The following is an 18498-nucleotide window of genomic DNA, read 5'->3' as shown; positions in this document are numbered from 1 at the left end:
AATTCGGCGATGCCGCCTAACGAGAGAATGTTGGCATTGGGCCCCTGCAAACGCATCACGATGAACGCGATCAAGATGCCCAGCGGTAGCGTCAGGATCGCGACCAGCGCCGAGCGGGCGTGCCACAGGATCAGCGCGCAGACGAGCGCGACAATCACGAACTCCTCGATCAGCTTGCTGGTCAGGTTCTCAACCGCGCGGTCGATCAGGCCCGATCGGTCGTAGGTGGTGACGATTTCGACACCGGGCGGAAGGCCGGCCTTGAGTTCAGCCAATTTGGTTCGAACCCCCTCGATCACCTCGCGGGCATTCTTGCCCTGGCGCATGACGATCACCCCGCCGGCGACTTCGCCTTCGCCGTTCAATTCGGCGATGCCGCGGCGCATCTCGGGTCCGACCTGGACCGACGCCACATCGCCCAGCAGCACCGGGATTCCGCCGGTCGCGGTGCGGATCGGGACCGCGCGGAAATCATCGAGGGTCTTGAGATAGCCGGTGGCGCGGACGATGTATTCGGCTTCGGCCAGCTCGACGACCCCACCGCCGGTTTCCTGGTTGGCACGCCGGAGCGCCGCGCCGACATCGCTGGCGGTCACCCCATAGCCCGCCAGCTTCTGCGGATCGACAACGACCTGGTATTGCCTGACCATGCCGCCGATGCTGGCGACTTCGGCAACCCCGGGGACGGCTTTCAGCTCATAGCGCAGGAACCAGTCCTGGATGCTGCGCAGTTGGGCCAGATCGTGCTGCCCGCTGCGGTCGACCAGCGCATATTCGTAGATCCAGCCGACCCCGGTCGCATCGGGGCCAAGCGAGGCCGTCGCGCCGGTGGGCAGGCGGCCTTGCACCTGGCTGAGATATTCGAGGACGCGGCTGCGCGCCCAGTAGAGGTCGGTGCCATCCTCGAACAGGACATAGACAAAGCTGTCACCGACGAACGAATAGCCTCGCACGACCCGCGCGCCGGGGACCGCGAGCATCGTCGAGGTGATCGGGTAGGTCACCTGGTTCTCGACGATCTGCGGGGCCTGGCCGGGATAGGTGGTGCGGATCACCACCTGCACGTCCGAGAGGTCCGGCAAGGCGTCAACGGGCGTTGAGCGGACGGCCAGCCCGCCGGCCACCAGCAAGACCAACGCCGCCAGGATCACCAGGAAGCGGCCGCGCACCGAGGCGCGAATGACGGCGGCGATCATCGGGCAGCCGAGTGGGCGAGGCGGCGAACGACTGGGCCGGCGGGCCGCTGCTCGAAGGTGAAGGTCACGCGGTCACCAGCCCTGATCCCTTTGGCCAGCGCAGGATTGGCGAGCTTGAACTGCATGGTCATGGCGGGCCACGGCACGGCCGGGATCGGGCCATGCGATATGGTGACGCCGTCTGGCTTGATCTGTTCGACGCGCCCGGCGCCTTCGAACAGGCTCTGAGCCGGCGCCGCCAGAGTTCCGGACGCGAGGGGACGCGCCGCGACGCCCGATAGGCTCGCTTCGCTGTCGAGCAGGAACTGGCCCGAGGCGACGATCTTCTCGCCCTCGGAGAGCCCGGCGAGCACCTCGGTGCGGCCTCCGGCCTCGCGGCCCACGCTGACTTCCGCCGGCTCGTATCGACCGCCGGGTCGCGCCAGCATGACCAGTGTCCGCTTGCCAGTGCGAATCACGGCTTCGGAGGGCACGAGGAGCGCCGGCTGCTGCAGGCCGCCGAACTGTACGCTCGCGTACATGCCTGGCCGAAGGCGCCCGGCCGGATTGGGCAGCTCGATCCGAGCCGTGAGCGTGCGACTGTCCGCCTGCGCCTGTGGCAGGATCGCGGTGACGCGGCCGCTGAAAGTCTGTCCAGGGAAGGCGGTGAGGGTGGCGGTCACGGTTTCGCCGGAGCGCACCTGACCGGCCATGGCCTCGGGAACCGCCGCGTTCAGCCACACGCGCGCGAGGCCGTTGACCTCGGCCAGAGTCTGGCCGGCGGCTACGGTCATGCCGTTGCGCACGCTCAGCGTCTTGATCACCCCGCCAGTGGGCGTGGCGATGGTGACGACGTTGCGCACCCGTCCGCTTCGCTCCACGGCTCTGACCAGCGCTGGCGGCATTCCGAGCAGTTGAAGCCGTTGGCGGGCAGCCCGTGTCAGGGCTTCGTCGCCGACCCGTCGCATCGCCAGGAACTCACCCTGGGCGCCCGCCCATTCCGGTACCAGAACGTCGGCCAGAGGCGCGCCGGCCCCGACAATGTCGCCGGGCGCCCGGCCGTAGACCCGCTGCACGAACCCCGCGGCCCTGGCCTGGATGATGGCCACGTCACGTTCGTTGAAATCGATGACGCCGGAGGCCGTGACGCCGCTGGCAAGCGCCCCGCGTTCGACGGTCGCCACACGCACGCCGAGGCTCTGGACCCTGGCCGGGTCGATCTGCACTCCGGCGCCGCCAAGCGTGTCGCCCGCGTATTTTGGGACCAGCTGCATGTCCATGAAAGGGGACTTGCCAGGCTTGTTGAAGCGCTGCGCGGGGACCATAGGGTCGTACCAATAGAGCACCTTGCGGCCCTCCGCCGGCGCAGGGGTGGACGCGGCGCCGACAGGTTGACCACTCATCCGGCCGACGCCGAAGCCGACGCCAGTCGCGACAATCAGCGCCGCCATCGACAGCAAGAGGGTCCGGCGGGTCATTGGTCGCTCCCATAGTTCAGGACGATGCGGGCGCCGTCGCGGACCACCATCGCCTCGCGTTCCAGAGCGGCGAGCTTGGCGTCGGCGAGGTCGGTGACCGCCTGCCTGACGTCATCGAAGCCGGCGCGGCCAGCGGCGTAACTGGAGAGTTCGAGGTGCGCGCGCTGCTCAGCGGTCGGGACAAGCACCTCCACAGAGCGGCGCCACTGGTCGTGGTGCATGATGTGGTCGGCGATCTCGGTGTCCAGGGCGGCGACAAGCGTTCGGCGGCGATCCTCGCGCTCTATACGTACGCGATTGCGGTCGGCGACGCGGGCGGCGATCACCGGCGCCTGCCGTGTGCCCTTGAAGAGCGGCAGGCTCATGGTGACGCCGGCGGAGACCATGTCTCCGAACATCGGATCGCGCCGGCCGTAGGAGAGCTCGAAGCCCCAGTCCGGCCGCGTGCCGGCGCGCGCGGCGTCGACGTCAGCCGATGCCCGGCGCTCTGAAGCTTCCGAGGTGAGCAGGCTTGGGTGCCGGGCGAGCCCTGCGTGCAGGGCGGCGGCATCGATCTGGTAGTGCGGCGCGTCCCCGGCCGCGCTTGGCGTCGGCTCACCCGTCCACCGGAAGAGTTCAGCGCGGGCCTTGGCGACGGCCGCCACGAGCTCGCTCCGCTCGTCGGCAAATGTCGCCTGCAACCGTTTCGGCTCGAGCCCCATCGCGGGACGGGAGGCGCCGGAAGCGACGCTGGCGGGCTGGGCAGACCAGAGGGCCTTAAGCCCACTCACCAACTGATCGAGCGCCGCCAGGCGCCGCTCGGCATAGCCCAGGTCGATCCAGGCGAGCGCCGCAGCCACCCGGACGTTGCGCTGCTGCAGCGCCGCCTCGGCCTCGGCGACGCCGATCTCGGCGGAGCCGCCCGCGACCTCGGCGCGGCGGCGCGCGCCGTTCGGCACGTCCTGAGAGATACCGATCCGCGCCATGGTCATGTCATCGGCGTCGAAGCGCCCAGCCGGCGGGCCGGAGACCGGGAAGTTGTCGATGCCGACGCTGAGCTTAGGGTCGGGCAGCCGGCCGGTCGCGCGGCTCGCGGCGCGCGCGGCGTCCACCTTGAGGCCGCTGGCCTGCAGGCTCGGGGCCGAGCGCTCGGCAAGGTCGAGCGCCGCGGCATAGGTCAGCGGCCCGGCTGCAGCCGGGCTCGCGAGTGTGGTGCTGAAGAACAGCGCGGCGGTGAGGCTTTTGGCGAGACGCATTCTGGGTCCGCTGTGTTGTGTCGGGAGGAACAACTCTACGGCGAGGCCGGGCACGCCGGCGACGGACACAAGGCCCGTCGCCGACGGCTCGACCCCGCACCAGGGGATAGGCGGTGCGGGAGGCAAGGCCGTCAACCGTGAGGAGCCGGCGCGGCCTGGTCCGGCTTGGCGGCGCCGCCTTGCATCATTGGGCAGGAGCAATCCTTCATCGCCATGTTGGCCATGCCGGGTTGGGTCTTCGCTACCTTGATGGGCGTCCGGAACTGGTCGTGCGGATTGGACGAGGGCGGGCCGACACGGTAGGTGAACGCGCCCTGGTCCATGGGCGAAGCGAGGGCCGGTGCGGCCACGCTGGCGAGGGTCACGGCCGTCAGAGCGGCGGCGATCGTGCGAAGATTTTGCATTTCGATACGTCCTGAATGAGGGGGTGCGAAGGCCGCGAGGGTGCGGCGATCGGAACTCACGCTGGGCCTGGCGGAAGCCGTGGTGCGGCAGTTGCAGAGCGCAGCGTGAGGATGACCTGCGCAGCGCGCAGGTCTGATTCAGGCGATCAGTTTGGGAGGTCGTTCGTCCCTGGGGGGCGAGTGCGCATGAAGGGTCTGGACCTTCACGGCGTATATCTGCGCGGCCTGGACGGCCGGAACGGCAAAGGACGACGTCGGCAAGGCGGCGCTGACAGCGCACATTGAGGCGCAGGCTTGGGCGCACGCCTTGTGGCTATCGGGCTTCGCGTCGCCATGGTCACAGCAGGGATCGGATTTCCCTGTGCCTCCGTGGTCGGTCTGGGCCATCGGCATCTGCATGCCGGCCATCGCTGCTGGACCCATCTCCAGACAGGTCCGCTGCGCAGCCGCGGCGGTCACCGGGCTGAACAGCAGGCCCACGACGGCCAGGAAGGCGAAAAGAAGCCGCATCATCGGGGAGACATATGGTCTTGATACCTCCGGTTGTCGAGGTCGCGGCGGTTGCATCGGCCATGCCGTATCGGCACTGCCCGTCAGCTTTGCAGGATGCTCGATCAACGCCGAGGCGTCGCTAGGCCGAATTGGGGCCTTCTCCGGCTCGCTCTTGGCAGACAACTCCGCTGAGCCGCCGCCGTAACGTCGGGCGACGACCTCCCGGCAAGCTCAAGCTTTGTGATCCCCTACCAGCGCGGGGCGTAGCCATAGTTGGAGCTGTAGCCGTAGTTGCCCGAGGAGTAGGTCGGGGAGCCATAGCTGCGGCGGTGGTCATGTCGTGTGCGCGGATGATCGTCGTGGAAGTCCACGTGATCATCCTTGTAGTCGCGGTGGTACTCGCGATGGTCCCGCCGGCTGTAGAATCCGTCCCGATGCGCCTCGCGATGGTCGCGGTCATACTGCCGGTGGAAGCCGCGGTGCTCTCGGTGGTCGCCGCGGTGATCGCGCCGACCGCGATGATCGTCATCGGAAGCGAAGGCCGCGCCGGCAGGGGCCGAGATCAGCAAGGCGGCGGCTGCGAGTAGCAACTTGTTCATGTGAAGCTCCGCGAAGGCGTGGCCGTTTCCGCGCCGTGTGTCCCCTGCAAACCACGATCGCGACAGCGGCCTGAACCGCGCCTGAACAGGGGCCGCAAGAGTCGAGCCTTTGGCAGCGCGGGCCCTCCATTCAGCCAGGGCGGCTGCTCGTCTTTCCCGGTATGGGTCTAGGCTGACGAGGTGGCGTTCCAGGCCGAAATGGTTGTGGATCGCGGCATGGAGGCGCTGAATCTGGAGAGTTCTCATCCTACTGAACCGCGCCATCCCCCGCTCTCTTCGTCGCAAAGGCAGGTGTGAATTCTCAGCTTGGTTGTTCAGCCAGCGGCAGGTTGCCTGGCCATCGAGTTGCCGGTTTTCGGGGCCCAGAGACGGAACCTGATGACGGATTGAGCGGGCCCAAGTCCCGGAATGTCGGCGCTTTCCGGCGGGGATCGCCCCGAAGAGACGACTAACAGGGACTGGGTGGCGGCCCGGAAGGGACTCGAACCCCCGACCTTAGCTTTAGGAAAGCTCTGCTCTATCCTGCTGAGCTACCGGGCCGCATTCATTAACTGACTGACTTATTGCAGGCCTTGGACTTTCAGTGCGAGACGCACCCCCAGGAACGCCCTGCTCTGGGCGGTGGCAAAACGCCTTAGCGGCCTTGAGCGGTCTTGGAAAGTCCGAGCAAGCCATGGTGGGCTTTGGGGACTGCGGTGCCGGCTATGCCGTGCGGCTCGGCTTGTGAACCCGCAGCTCGATCTGGAACTCAAGGCAGACGTTTGAGCTCAGCTTCATCAGTTCGGCCGCGTCGTCGCGCGAGAGCTGTCCGCTCTGCACCCGGCTGCGATAGGGCTCGTCCATGATCGCCTGCCGTTGGACGATCTCGAAATCGACCTTCCGGGGCCGCGTCGGAGCCGTATGATTGGGCGGCGCGGCGGTCAGGGCGTCAAAGCGGCTCAGAACCTCCGGGCTCACCAAGCGCACGCAGCTCGGGTCGTTGATGAAGCTGTCGTGCCTGGGGTGGGCCGCGGTGATCAGCACGCGGGCGCCCGGCCGACACACGCGGTAGAGCTCGCCCATCACGGCGTCAAAGGTCTTGAGCTCGGCCCCCAGATGCTCGAGGGCGTGGAGAAGGCGCACTTCTTCGGCGTAGTCGTTGGGCCAGGGCCAGGGCGTCCGCTCCAGATCGACGACCATGTCGGGATCGACCTCGCGCCGTATGTCGACATTGATGCACTCGCGCCACTTGCGTCGTCCGCAGCCCAGGTTGAGCTTGGCGGGTGCGCTGCGGGCGGGCCGGCCCGGAATCCATCGCGCGGCGAGTATGTCCAGCCATCGATAGGTCTTCTCGAGCCTGCGGTATCGCCGGCGCATGCCCTCGTAGGCGTGGCGCTTCTCGGGCGTCAGGCCATCCTCGGCCCGCCCGCTCACCAGCAGGGTGTCGCAGTAGCGGTAGATGGTCTCGGTGAACTGCGGGAAGTATCGGTAGCCCAGCCACCGATTGAAGGACACGAACCCGGCGATGTTCCACATCCACCCCTTGGTCTTGCTCATCGACGAGAAGAGTCCGCCAGCGTGCACCTGATAAAGCGACCAGACATCCGGCGTGTAGTGGATCTTGCCGAACTGCGCGAAAGCGATGTTCATGAAGATGTCACAGGAGACGGGTTCGCGAAAGTACCTCGGAACCTTCCCAAGGAAGACATTTCGAAAGGTCAGACTGGAGGCATGGAAGAAGGAATTCAATGAAATTAGATCGTTGATGTCATGAACTTCCTTGACCGGCCCGGGGATATACAGTTGAGGCTTCGAGCCATCCTCGAACGCCTTCAGCACGTTGTGTGCGCAGGCGACGAAGTCGGGGTTGGCCTCGAGGAACTCCACATGGGTTCGGAGCCGATCGGGTGAGGTCCAGCAATCGTCGCCCTCCAGGATGGCCATGTAGTCGCCGTCGAGCGTGCGTAATCCCCGGTAGAAATTCCTCTGCGGGGGGACCCTCAGGCCGATGTTCTTCTTCGCGATGAACGGCTTGACCACCCCCGGATGGCGCGCCGCGTAGTCGCGGATGATGTCCTGGGCGCCGTCAGTGGAACAGTCGTCCACCACGTGGATCGCCAGCGGGAAATCCACGTTCTGGCAAAGCACGCTGTCCAGGGCCCGGGCGATGTATCTGGCGTGGTTGTAGGTGATGATCATCACCGTCACTTTTGGACGACGGGCTCGACTCTCCTGAGCGGCTGGCTGCTGCAAACGCGACTCCCGATCCTCGCCCGCTCGGGGCCATCGCAGACGCCCGCCAGAGGCCCGCGAGCGACCGCGACCGGTCGATGCGGCAGGCCCGCGGCGTGGCGTCCTGATTGGTGGATTGCCCCAGCGTAGGTCGCGACGATACCGCGTTGGCTCTGTAGCCAGCAAGCGGCGGCGGCGGGCGCCGGCACGCCGCGGCCTGGATACGAAAACGCCCGGCGCTGGGCCGGGCGTCTCGAACTCGAAAACGGCGCGTTCGACGTCAGGCGGCGACCGCCTTGATCAGCGACTTGTTGAGGATGCCGATGGCGGCGTCGCGGTCGATCTGTTCGATGGCGGCGACTTCGCGAGCCATACGGTCCAGCGCCGATTCATAGAGCTGGCGCTCGGAATAGGACTGCTCCGGCTGATTTTCGGCGCGGTGCAGGTCGCGGACCACTTCGGCGATGGAGATCAGGTCGCCGGAGTTGATCTTGGCCTCATACTCCTGGGCGCGCCGCGACCACATGGTGCGCTTCACCCGGGCGCGGCCCTTGAGCGTGGTAAGCGCCTGGGTGACCACATTGGTCTCGGCCAGCGCCCGCAGGCCGGCGGTGCGCGCCTTGGCGGTGGGCACGCGAAGCGTCATCTTCTCGTGGTCGAAGGTGATCACATAGACCTCGAGCTTGAGCCCGGCGACTTCCTGGACTTCGATCCCCTGCACCTGACCCACGCCGTGCGCGGGATAGACGACGTGATCGCCAATCGAGAAATCGTGACCGTTCTTGCTCATCGGAAATCCTCTCAAATCCTTTGTCCGCACAATCGCCGGACCGCTGACGCGAGCAACCGCCAAGCGACGAGGCCACGCTTTCCGCGAAGGGACCGCGGCGGCATCATCACTGAAACGGAAGTAGACCTCTTAAGACACCCTTCGCCCGATCCGGGGCTGAACGCCGGACGGCTGTTCTGATTCGTAAGGCGGGCGAGCACCTAGTCTCATCGCCACGTCCACAGGGACAATAGCACAAAATTAAGCCGATTGAAAGGCTTGGGGCGACGGAGCGGCTGCCGGGACGATCCGACCAACTCCTACATCGCGATGAGGTCGTCCCAACGAATAGTCGGATAGCCAGCCTGCTCAAGACGCTGGGCGATCATCGGCTGGGTGGCCGGGTTTACGCCTACGATCACCCCGTCGGGATTCATCTCCTTGAGCGCGTCGTAGGCAAGAATCCGCTTCCCGAAGAAGGCGCCATCCGATCCTCCGTCTATGACGCAGGCTTGCACGCGCTCCCATACGCCGGGCGCATATCCGGCGAGGATGCTGGCCCAGCCTCCGGTGCCGAAGCAGACAAGCCGCTTATGCCCATCCAGGCGTGCCTGCAGCGTGGCGTCCAGCGTCGAGAAATCATGGAAGTACTTGCAACGAGCGCCCAGCAGTTGAAGCCGATTGGCCTCCTGCAGATACCCCGGCAAAGGCATCTGTGCCGCTACGTGATCTGACTTGTCGGGCAGGCAGGCCACCAGCAGCTGATTATGCTCATAGTCGAGATCTTCTCCGCCCCCCGGGCAGAGCGTGCTTCTCAGGGGGATAAGGCCCGCTTTCCGGGTCAGGGCGCCAAGATGGTAAGGCGTCATCGAATATTGGTGATCGCTTCGCACAATCTCGAGATTGGGTGCGCGCGCATTCGGGCAGGTGATGATCAGTCGTCCATGCGGTGAAAGCAGGGCCTTGAGCCCGCGCAAGAAGGCCGCCGGGTCCTCGGTGTGCTCGATGACGTGAATGGAATAGATGACGTCGTATGTCTCTCGGGCGATGGCTGGCGGCAGCACGCCCCCGATCATCCCTTGATGGACGTTGATTCCCGCCGCCTGCGCCGCCTTGACCGCAGTGACAACGGGTTCCACGCCAATGCAGAATGCGTCCGGCCATAGGGATTGGACGGCCTTGAGCGCGGATCCGTTTCCGCAGCCAACTTCCAGCACTCGGCTGGGTCTGTAAGGCGCAATGGAAGATGCGATCGCCTGCGCAAGCGCCGTATAGCGGCCGGTTACGAACTGCTCGGAAGATGGCCGACTGTTGTAGAGGTCGTACTCGTCAGTATAGAGAATCGTCAGCGCCTCTGTGTCTGCCAGAGACATGGCCTGCACCAGCGCGCACGCGCTGCACTGCGCCTTACGCATCGGATGACCAAGTACGGCGCCGTCGGATCGCACGGAACGGTCGCTATGGGGCGGGGGCAGCTCCAGCCAATCGTTCCCGCCGCATACGGCACAGGCCGAGGTCGAAATCGTCATCACAGAAAACTGGGCGCCCGTTCCAATCTAGGACCCGCGGCCGGGTTTTTCGGAGAAGTACTTCTCCAGCTTGCCCTCCACCCGTTCGAACTCTGCGGCGTCGGCGGGGGGCTGGCCCATCACCGTGATATTCGGCCAGACGCGGGAATATTCAGAGTTGATCCGCAGCCACTTGCCGTCCGGATCGTCTTCGGTGTCGGGCTTGATGGCGTCCACCGGGCACTCCGGCTCGCACACGCCGCAGTCGATGCACTCGTCCGGATTGATCGCCAGGAAGTTTTCGCCCTCGTAGAAGCAGTCGACCGGGCACACTTCCACGCAGTCCATGTACTTACATTTGATGCAGGGCTCCATCACGATGTAGGTCATGGCGGGCGAGGAGACTCCGGGACGGCGTGAGGCGCGGGTTTGTTACGGCGCACGGTCCTATTGTCAATGCTGGAGGCCGTCATCGCCCCCCGAGGAATTCTGCAAGGGCGAATAGAGCGCGCGCGCCTCGGCCGGCGAGCCACGCCGTTCACCGAGGGCTTCGACGCAGACCGCGATCACCCGGCCACCCACCGCGAACACCAGCAGGTCCCCCACCTTCACGGGACGCGCGGACTTGTCGAGGCGGCTCTGCTGGCCGGCGCGGGTCAGGCGCACGCGCCCCCCCTCCAGATGCTTCGCAGCCAGGGACCGGGTCTTGAAGAAACGGGCGCGCCACAGCCAGACGTCGGCGCGGCAGGCGTCTTCGCTCACGCCCGCGCCGCCTTGGGCCTGCGGCGGCGCCGCGGTCGGCGGACGGGCGCGGGCTGGTCCTTCAAGGCCGCCAGCGCCGCGAAGGGCGAGCCAGGGCGCGCGGTGGCCGGCGCAGGCGCAACATCCCGCTCGATCCGCCGGCGCCAGGCGACGGGCTCACCGTCCCGGGGCCGGGTGGCGGGGGCGAAGCCCAGGCCGCGCAGCACGTCACGCGCCGCCTCCGCGTTCCAGCCCAGCTCCTCGCGGGCCGGGTCGGAGAGGATCGCACCGCCGCCCTGGCGGACGGCCACGCGCAGCAGCTCGTCCAGGCGCTCCAGGGCTTGCACCGGCACGGCGCGGCCGCCCACCGCGCGCAGGCCGTAGGCGGCCAGCACTCGGGCTTCAGGAACCGGCTGCGGCAGGACGGTCAGGCCCTCGGGCGCCGGGCGCCAGTCTGCCTGCCGCGCGGCGAAGGCCTGGGCCAGCGCGCGGGCCTGCGGCTTGAGGAGGCCCGGCATGAACAGGCTGAACGCCCCCAGGCGCACGCCCAGCGCCCGCAGCGCCCGGCGCTCCACCGGGCTCAGGGCCTTGGCCTCGGCCCGTACCAGCGCGCGGTCCAGCACGCCGCCGGCCTCGATCAGCCGATAGGCGAGGCCCCGGGCCAGGCCCTTGATCCGGCCCTCGGCAACGGCGGCCTCCAGCTTGCGCAGGGGCGCCAGCCTGCGGGCCGCCTCGGCCGCCACAAAGGCCTCCAGCCTGCGTTGGGCGCGTTCCCGGGCAGCGGCGTGACCCAGTTCGCCCAGCAGGCGCACCCGGGGACTGAACGGCTGTCCCGCGGCCAGCACGCCCGCGGCCTCGCCCTGCCACAGGACGACGCCGTCGGGGCTCAGCGCGAAGGCGTCATCGGCTTCGGCGGCGAGCCGGCCCAGGCGTTTGGCGATCTCCGGACCCACGGCGTGGACGGCCGCCGCCCGCAACGCCTTCTCCTCCAGCACCGACGAGCCTTGCGCGGCCTCGAACTGCACGCCGGTGAGCCGGCCGACGAAATGGCCCTCCACGGTCACGGTCCCGTCGTCGGCGACGCCTGCCAGCATGTCCTCGCGAACCCGCAGGCCGCGCACCAGGGCGCTGGTCCGGCGGTCCACGAAGCGGGCCATCAGCTTCTCGTGCAGGGTGTCGGAGAGCTTGTCCTCCAGCACCCGGGTCTTCCCCTGCCAACCGGCCGGATCGGCCAGCCAGTCCGGCCGGTTGGCCACATAGGCCAGGGTGCGAACGCTGGAGAGCCGTGCGGCAAGGGTGTCGATCTCGCCATCGGGGCGGTCCAGGTAGGCGTACTGCCGGGCGATCCAGTCGTCGGAGAGCCTGCGACGCCCGCTGGTCAGCTGCAGGAAGAAATCCTTCGCCAGCCGCACGTGCTCTTCGGTGGCCACCTTGCGGAAGTCCGGGGTCTGGCAGACGTCCCACAGGCGCATCAGCGAGGGCTTGCCCTGGGCGCGCGCGGCAACCTCGGGGTCGGCGGCCAACTGGCGCAGGGTGATCTCGTCCAGCGCCTCCGGCGACAGTTTCAGCCCGGCGCGGTCGGGGGTCAGGGCGAGGGATCGCATCAGTGCCGGCAGGTTGGCGAAGTCCAGCTTCGGGTTGCGCCATTCCGCCGCCGCCACCGGCTCGAACCGGTGCTGCTCCACGGCCTCCACCAGATCGGCGTCCATGTCCTGCGCCTCGCCGGTGACGCCAAAGCTCCCGTCGCGCTGAAAGCGGCCGGCGCGGCCGGCGATCTGGCCGATTTCCTGGGGGTGCAGGAACCGGGTGCGCCGCCCGTCGAACTTGCGCAGGCCCGCGAAGGCCACGTGGTCCACGTCCATATTCAGGCCCATGCCGATGGCGTCGGTGGCCACCAGGAAGTCCACCTCGCCGGACTGGTAGAGGGCCACCTGGGCGTTGCGGGTGCGCGGGCTGAGCGAGCCCATCACCACCGCCGCGCCGCCGCGCTGGCGGCGGATCAGCTCGGCGATGGCGTAGACCTGGTCGGCGCTGAACGCCACGACGGCGGAGCGGCGGGGCAGGCGGGTCAGCTTCTTTGGTCCCGAATAGGTGAGGCGGGAGAACCGCTCGCGGGTGACGATCTCGGCGTGCGGCAGCATCCGGCGCACCAGCGGCGCCATGGTTCCCGCGCCCAGCAGCATGGTCTCCGCCGTGCCCCGCGCATGCAGCAGGCGGTGGGTGAACACGTGGCCGCGTTCAGGGTCGGCGCAGAGCTGGATTTCGTCCACCGCCAGGAACTCCACCTCGCGGGACAGCGGCATGGCCTCCACCGTGCAGACGAAATACTGCGGCCGGGGCGGGACGATTTTCTCCTCGCCGGTGATCAGCGCCACGCAGCGGGGCCCGCGGGCCTTGACGATGCGGTCATAAATCTCCCGGGCCAGCAGCCGCAGCGGCAGGCCGATCATGCCGGACGCATGGCCCAGCATCCGCTCCACCGCCAGGTGGGTCTTGCCGGTGTTGGTGGGCCCCAGCACCGCCACCAGCCGGGACGGAGCCCGGCCTGCGGGGCGATCGCTCATGGGACTAAGTTGGGATGCCGCAGGGAGTCGGGCAAGCGGCGCCGTGACGCGACGCTCGACCGTTCTGCGCAGCGCGTCGCCAGGGCCTAGTCCAGCGTGCGCCGAAACCTGACCATGGCCAGGGCCGTGACCACGCAGACGAAGGCCAGCAGGGCGGCCAGGTCGCGCCACTGATCCTCCAGGCCCTGCCCCTTCAGCAGCGCGCCGCGCACAATCCGCAGGAAATGGGTCACCGGGATCGCCTGGCCCAGCACCTGCGCCCATTCCGGCATGCCGCGGAACGGGAACATGAAGCCCGACAGCAGGATCGACGGCAGCATGTAGAAGAAGCTCATCTGCATCGCCTGCAGTTGCGAGCGGGCCACGGTGGAGATCAGGAAGCCCAGGGCCAGCGAGCCCACGATGAACAGCCCGATGCCAAGCAGCAGTCCCAGCCAGCCGCCCTGCATCGGCACATGGAACAGGAACCTGGCCAGCACCAGGATCACCGTGGTCTGCACCAGGCCCACCAGGACGTAGGGCCCCAGCTTGCCAACCATCACCTCGATGGGCTCCAGCGGCGTGGCCAGCAGGCTCTCCATGGTGCCGCGCTCGGTTTCGCGCGTGACGCTGAGCGCGGTCATCATCACCAGAGTCAGCGACAGGATCACCCCCAGGAGACCCGGTACGATGTTGTAGGCGGTGATCGCCTCGGGGTTGTAGCGCCGGTGGACGATCACCTCGAACGGTGGCGCGCTGGCGCCCGGCCTGGCCGCCGCGCCGCTGAGGTCGTGGACCAGCGCCTGCTGGGGCAGGGCGGCCAGCGCGGCCACCGCGCCGCCGGTGGCCGAGGGGTCGGTGGCGTCGGCTTCCACCAGGATCTGGGCCTTGTCGCCGCGGGCCACCCGGCGGGTGAAGTCGCCTGGAATGGTGATGGCGAACTGCACCTCGCCGCGGCGGAGCAGGGCGTCCAGCTCGGCGGGGCTGCGGGCCTGGTGGGTCAGGTCGAAATAGCCGCTGTTGTGCAGCGCCGCGGCGATGGAGCGGGCGTGGCGGCTGTTCTCCTGCACCAGGAGCGCCGTCGGCAGGTGGCGCGGCTCGGCGTTGATGGCGTAGCCGAACAGCAGGAGCTGCATTACCGGAATGGCCAGCATCATGGCGTAGGTCACCCGGTCTCGGGTGAGTTGCCGGAACTCCTTTATCAGCACCGCCAGCACGCGGCCGCCCGAGAAGCCGCTCACGGGTAGTTGTCCTGCGCGCCGCTCATGAGCTGGATGAACACGTCCTCCAGCGTGGGCTGCACCTCGCGCCAGCGGTAGGGGTCGCGGCGGAAGGGCTGGAGCGTCGCCTCCAGGGCGGCGCGGTCGGCGCCGCTGACATGCAGGGCGGCCCCGAACGGCGCCACGGTCTCGACCCCCGGCTTGCCGAGCAGTTCCTGCGCCAGGCGATCGACCTGTGGCCCTTCGCCGTGGAAGGTGACCAGGTTGGAGGCGGCCACCACCTCCTGGGCCGTGCCGCGCGCGATCAGCCGGCCATAGCTGATGTAGGCGATCTCGTGACAGCGCTCGGCCTCGTCCATGTAGTGGGTGGAAACCAGCACGGTCAGGCCCTCTGCGGCCAGCATGTGGATCTCGTCCCAGAAGGTGCGCCTGGCCTTCGGATCGACGCCGGCGGTGGGCTCGTCAAGCAGCAGCAGGCGTGGTTCGTGCAGGGTGGCCGAGGCCAGCGCCAGGCGCTGCTTCCAGCCGCCGGAGAGCGCCCCGGCCAGCTGGTCGCGGCGGGCGGTCAGCCCCAGTCGGTCCAGCGCCACGGCCACCCGCTCGGTGCGGCGGTCCAGGCCATAGACCCGGGCGGTGAACTGCAGGTTCTCGGCGATGGTCAGGTCTTCGTAGAGCGAGAACTTCTGGGTCATGTAGCCGGTGCGGCGCTTGATCTCGTCGGCCTCACGCAGGATGTCGAAGCCCAGCGCCTCGCCCCGGCCGCTGTCGGGCGTCAGGAGCCCGCAGAGCATCCGCAGCGTGGTGGTCTTGCCCGAGCCGTTGGGCCCCAGGAACCCGCAGATGCGGCCCGCCTCCACCTGGATCGAGAAGTCGTTGACCACGTGCTTGTCGCCGAAGCTCTTGTTCAGCCCGGCGACGTCGATGGCCAGCGTCACCGGCCCGCCTCCAGCGGCGCCACGTCCACCGGCTGGCCGGGATTGAGCCGCACCGAAGGGCGGGCCTCCACCAGATAGACCAGCCGGTCGCGCGCCTCGCGGCTGTAGATCACCGGCGGGGTGAACTCCGGGCGGGGGCTCACATAGTCGATGGTGGCGGTCAGGCCCTGGGCGCAGCCGTCGCAGGCGAAGCGCACCGTGCGGCCCGGGCGATAGGCGGCGCGCGAGGCCTGCGGGACGAAGAAGCGCAGCTTGATCCGGTGGTCGGGCAACAGCGAGAGGATCGGCTGGTTGGCGGCGGCCCATTCGCCCTGCTGGTAGTACACCTCCTCGACCCTTGCGGCGGCCGGGGCCAGGGGGGCCACGTCGGCCAGCCGCGCGTCGGCGCCGCCAAGGCCCGCGGCGGCCTGCGCCACCCGCGCGTCGGCGGCGCGGACCTGGTCCTGCCGGGCGCCCAGGACGGCGGCGTCGCGCTGCCGCCGCGCCGCGGCCAGGGCCGCCTCCGCCGCCTGGGCCGCGGCGCGCACGTCGTCCAGCCGGGCCGGCGCATAGATCCCCTGCCTCACCAGGGGGGTGGTGCGGCGCAGGTCGGCGCGGGCGTCGACGGCGCGGGCCTCGGCCGCGGCGATATTGGCCTCGAACACCGCCAGTTCGGCCGGCCGCTGGCCCTTGCGCGCGTCCTGCGCCTGGGCCTCGGTGGAGGCGACCTCGGCGGCGGCCTGGTCGCGCTGGGCGCGGAGCTGCTGCGGGTCGACAACGAACAGCCGTGCGCCGGCCCTCACCTCCTGGCCGCGGACCACGAACATCGCCTTCACGGTTCCCGCCACCGGCGCCGCCAGATACAGCGGCTCGCCCTCCACATAGCCGGACAGGGTCTCCGGGCGGCTCAGGCGCGGGGCCAGGAACAGGCCGGTCACGATTGCCACGGCCACGGCTGCCAGGGCGATGGGCGCGAGGCGGCGGCGGTTCATGGGGCCGCCTCTCGCAGGAGCAGCCCGTTCAAGAGGGTCTCCACATGCTGGCTGGCCAGGGTGGGGAAGTCGAAGGGCTGCGCCCCCACCGGCACGAAGGTCTCGCGCCAGATCACCCCGATCAGCAAGGGAGAGATGGTCTGCAGAGCGAAGGTGCGCGCGTCCCCGGCCCGCACCTCGCCGCGAGCCTGCGCGGCCTCGATGGCGGCGGTGAGGGCGGTGATCGCGGGGCAGGCGAGGTCGTCGTGCCATACCCGGGCGAGCTCGGGGAAGTTGCGCGCCTCGCCGATCACCATCTTCACCACCCCGCCGATGGCGGTGGTCTCGATCACCTGGATCAGCAGTCCCACGACGTCCCGCAGCAGTTCGGCGAACGGGCCCGGGTGGGCGGCCATGGCCTGACGCATCGCCGCCAGGTTCGGCGCGATCGCCTGGGCGACCACGGCGTGAAAGATCTCCTGCTTGGTGGCGAAGTAGAGGTAGAGCGCGCCCTTGGACACGCCCGCCCGCGCCGCGATCTCATCCAGTTTCGCGGCGGCGAAGCCCTTCTCCGCGAAGACGGCCATGGCGGCTTCGACGATCTCGCCGGGTCGGTCGGCCTTGCGGCGGCGGAATTTAGGTTCGCCGGGTTCAAGCATCCCTCGCTAATAACTTTCCAGTCAGTTATTAGCAAGCCAGAAAGCAGGGTTCGCCGTGGCCCGCGGCGCACGTCTCAGCGGCGATCTCAAAGGCGTGGGAACGCGAGCGCAACAAACAGTGTCCGAATCAGCGACGTCGCCAGATTCGGCCTTTGTTCACCACTACCTATTGTATCTGTGGAGAAAAAGGACACAAGTGCCGCGGCGCGGCGCGCCTTGCCTTGACGGGCGAGGGGGCTTTCCTCTATATCGCCGGCTCCTCGCGCGGGCGCCCGCTCGCCGATCCCTTTTCCTCGCGAAGGTACTTTCGCCATGTCGCGTCGCTGCGAACTCACCGGTGTCGGTCCGATGGTCGGCCACAATGTGAGCCACTCGAACATCAAGACCAAGCGCCGCTTCCTGCCCGCGCTGTCGCCCGCCACGCTGCAATCCGACGCGCTGGGCCAGTCCTTCCGCCTGCGCATCACCAACGCTGCGCTGCGCACCCTCGATTTCCGCGGCGGCCTCGACGCCTTCCTGGTCAAGGCCAAGGACGAGGTGCTGTCCCCCCGCGCCCTGAAGATCAAGCGCCAGTTGAAGGCCAAGCTCGCCGAGCAGCCCGCCGCCTAGCGCACGACACCCAGTCGTTCCGGAAAGGGCCGTCCGCAAGGGCGGCCTTTTTCGTCAGGGCGCCTTCCAGTCGAAGGCCAGCAGCAGCGTGCGCTGGCTGGCCGAGAAATTGTCGTCCGACAGGATGTAGAAGCGGATCGTCCCGTCCCGGCGCGGGACCGCGGCTAGGCCCTCGAAATTGTCCACCGTCGCCGGGCGCTCGATGCGCAGCTCGTCCACCCGGCGCAGGGCGTCGTCGGTGACCCTCAATTCTACGCGGGCGCCGCGCAGGGGATCGTAGCCGCGCAGCAGCCAGGCCATCCGGTCGGGGCCCACCCGGACCGCCGCCACCAGCCCCATGTCGGCGGGCTTGGCGACCTTCGGACCGGCGGCGCAGCCGGTGGCGAGCCGGCACAGCCACGTCTCGCCGCTGGCCTCCGCGCCGGCCACATAGGCGTCGGTCCCGCGTTCGGGATCGGCGGCCAGCGCCTCCAGCCCCTCGTTGTCGGGAAAGACGGCGGTGGGCGACGGCGCGGGCCGGGGCGGACCGCCGCCCATCGGATAGAGCCAGATGCGGTGGTTGTGCTCGAAGCTCACCAGCCGTCCGGCGGCCAGGCTTGCCAGGCCCTCGGCGTCGGCGCGGGCCTTGTCGCCGCCCAGCGGTTGGCCTGCGGGGTCCCTCAGCGGCGTCAGCCGCGCGGCGGTCAGCCCCGTCAGGTCCCCCGTCGGACCGAGGATCAGCCTTGCCTGCAACAGATCGCCGGCGTCGGTGACCGCGGTCAGGGCGCCTTCCGCCGTCACCTCCAGGTCTGACAAGCCGTGCAGCCGCGACGTGTCCGGCGAGGTCAGGTGCAGGCCGCCCGCATAGCTCCACTCGCCGCAGGCGATGTCGGCGCAGATGGTCAGGAATTCCAGCCCGCCAACCAGCTCCGCGACCGGCGCCGCCTGGATGGTGATCGCCGAACCCGCGGCCACGGGCTGGGCCGGCAGG

At 68.6% G+C, this 18498-nt stretch carries 18 protein-coding genes and 1 tRNA gene; 1 reads left to right on the top strand and 18 read right to left on the bottom strand.

Features of this window, described 5'->3' with window-relative positions; translation table 11 throughout:
• From ACLL81_RS00575 to ACLL81_RS00495, 17 genes are all read right to left on the bottom strand, one after another.
• Positions 1–1196: efflux RND transporter permease subunit (locus ACLL81_RS00575; protein ID WP_411286404.1), on the bottom strand; the 1196-nt coding region annotated here is incomplete at its 3' end.
• Positions 1193–2653 (bottom strand): efflux RND transporter periplasmic adaptor subunit, encoded by a 1461-nt coding sequence (locus ACLL81_RS00570; RefSeq protein ID WP_411286403.1) that lies wholly within the window; start codon positions 2651–2653, stop codon positions 1193–1195. The genes ACLL81_RS00575 and ACLL81_RS00570, both read right to left, overlap by 4 nt.
• Positions 2650–3888 (bottom strand): TolC family protein, encoded by a 1239-nt coding sequence (locus tag ACLL81_RS00565; protein WP_411286402.1) that lies wholly within the window; start codon positions 3886–3888, stop codon positions 2650–2652. The genes ACLL81_RS00570 and ACLL81_RS00565 overlap by 4 nt, the downstream gene beginning before the upstream one ends.
• Positions 3889–4019: 131 nt before the next feature.
• Positions 4020–4292, bottom strand: coding sequence for a hypothetical protein (locus ACLL81_RS00560; protein ID WP_411286401.1), 273 nt, complete (start codon positions 4290–4292; stop codon positions 4020–4022).
• 138 nt (positions 4293–4430) lie between these two features.
• A complete protein-coding gene (locus ACLL81_RS00555) occupies positions 4431–4910 on the bottom strand; it encodes a hypothetical protein (RefSeq protein WP_411286400.1) in 480 nt (159 codons plus the stop codon).
• 122 nt (positions 4911–5032) lie between these two features.
• Positions 5033–5383: a hypothetical protein gene (locus ACLL81_RS00550; RefSeq protein WP_411286399.1), complete on the bottom strand. Its 351-nt coding sequence runs from the start codon at positions 5381–5383 to the stop codon at positions 5033–5035.
• A gap of 463 nt (positions 5384–5846) precedes the next feature.
• Positions 5847–5923: transfer RNA gene (locus tag ACLL81_RS00545), tRNA-Arg, on the bottom strand.
• A gap of 162 nt (positions 5924–6085) precedes the next feature.
• On the bottom strand, positions 6086–7564 hold the full coding sequence (locus ACLL81_RS00540; protein WP_411286398.1) for a glycosyltransferase: 1479 nt from the start codon (positions 7562–7564) through the stop codon (positions 6086–6088).
• Between the two features lie 310 nt (positions 7565–7874).
• Positions 7875–8384, bottom strand: a complete 510-nt coding sequence (locus ACLL81_RS00535) for a CarD family transcriptional regulator (protein WP_411286397.1) — start codon at positions 8382–8384, stop codon at positions 7875–7877.
• A gap of 299 nt (positions 8385–8683) precedes the next feature.
• Entirely contained in the window at positions 8684–9892 is a 1209-nt protein-coding gene (locus ACLL81_RS00530) for a methyltransferase domain-containing protein (RefSeq protein ID WP_411286396.1), read from the bottom strand.
• Positions 9893–9919: 27 nt separating this feature from the next.
• A complete protein-coding gene (gene fdxA, locus ACLL81_RS00525; protein WP_411286395.1) occupies positions 9920–10261 on the bottom strand; it encodes a ferredoxin FdxA in 342 nt (113 codons plus the stop codon).
• 63 nt (positions 10262–10324) lie between these two features.
• A complete protein-coding gene (locus tag ACLL81_RS00520) occupies positions 10325–10633 on the bottom strand; it encodes an RNA-binding S4 domain-containing protein (protein WP_411286394.1) in 309 nt (102 codons plus the stop codon).
• Positions 10630–13176 (bottom strand): helicase-related protein, encoded by a 2547-nt coding sequence (locus ACLL81_RS00515; protein WP_411286393.1) that lies wholly within the window; start codon positions 13174–13176, stop codon positions 10630–10632. Before ACLL81_RS00515 ends, ACLL81_RS00520 begins: the two co-directional genes overlap by 4 nt.
• 86 nt (positions 13177–13262) lie before the next feature.
• Positions 13263–14396: an ABC transporter permease gene (locus tag ACLL81_RS00510; RefSeq protein WP_411286392.1), complete on the bottom strand. Its 1134-nt coding sequence runs from the start codon at positions 14394–14396 to the stop codon at positions 13263–13265.
• Positions 14393–15310, bottom strand: coding sequence for an ABC transporter ATP-binding protein (locus tag ACLL81_RS00505; protein WP_411286391.1), 918 nt, complete (start codon positions 15308–15310; stop codon positions 14393–14395). Before ACLL81_RS00505 ends, ACLL81_RS00510 begins: the two co-directional genes overlap by 4 nt.
• The gene (locus ACLL81_RS00500; protein ID WP_411286390.1) at positions 15307–16281 is read right to left on the bottom strand and encodes an HlyD family secretion protein; all 975 of its coding nucleotides are present in this window, start codon (positions 16279–16281) and stop codon (positions 15307–15309) included. The genes ACLL81_RS00505 and ACLL81_RS00500 overlap by 4 nt, the downstream gene beginning before the upstream one ends.
• On the bottom strand, positions 16278–16919 hold the full coding sequence (locus tag ACLL81_RS00495; protein WP_411286389.1) for a TetR/AcrR family transcriptional regulator: 642 nt from the start codon (positions 16917–16919) through the stop codon (positions 16278–16280). The genes ACLL81_RS00500 and ACLL81_RS00495 overlap by 4 nt, the downstream gene beginning before the upstream one ends.
• A gap of 312 nt (positions 16920–17231) precedes the next feature.
• On the opposite strand from ACLL81_RS00495, the gene rpmB reads away from it, so the two are divergent.
• On the top strand, positions 17232–17528 hold the full coding sequence (gene rpmB, locus ACLL81_RS00490; RefSeq protein WP_411286388.1) for a 50S ribosomal protein L28: 297 nt from the start codon (positions 17232–17234) through the stop codon (positions 17526–17528).
• A 54-nt stretch (positions 17529–17582) separates the two neighbouring features.
• Here the strand turns inward: rpmB and ACLL81_RS00485 are convergent.
• A partial coding sequence (locus ACLL81_RS00485) for an esterase-like activity of phytase family protein (RefSeq protein ID WP_411286387.1) occupies positions 17583–18498 on the bottom strand: 916 nt, incomplete at its 5' end.

The sequence above is a fragment of the Phenylobacterium sp. genome, from assembly GCF_046590535.1.
GTDB lineage: Bacteria > Pseudomonadota > Alphaproteobacteria > Caulobacterales > Caulobacteraceae > Phenylobacterium.
This window is presented reverse-complemented; position numbering and strand designations above follow the sequence as displayed.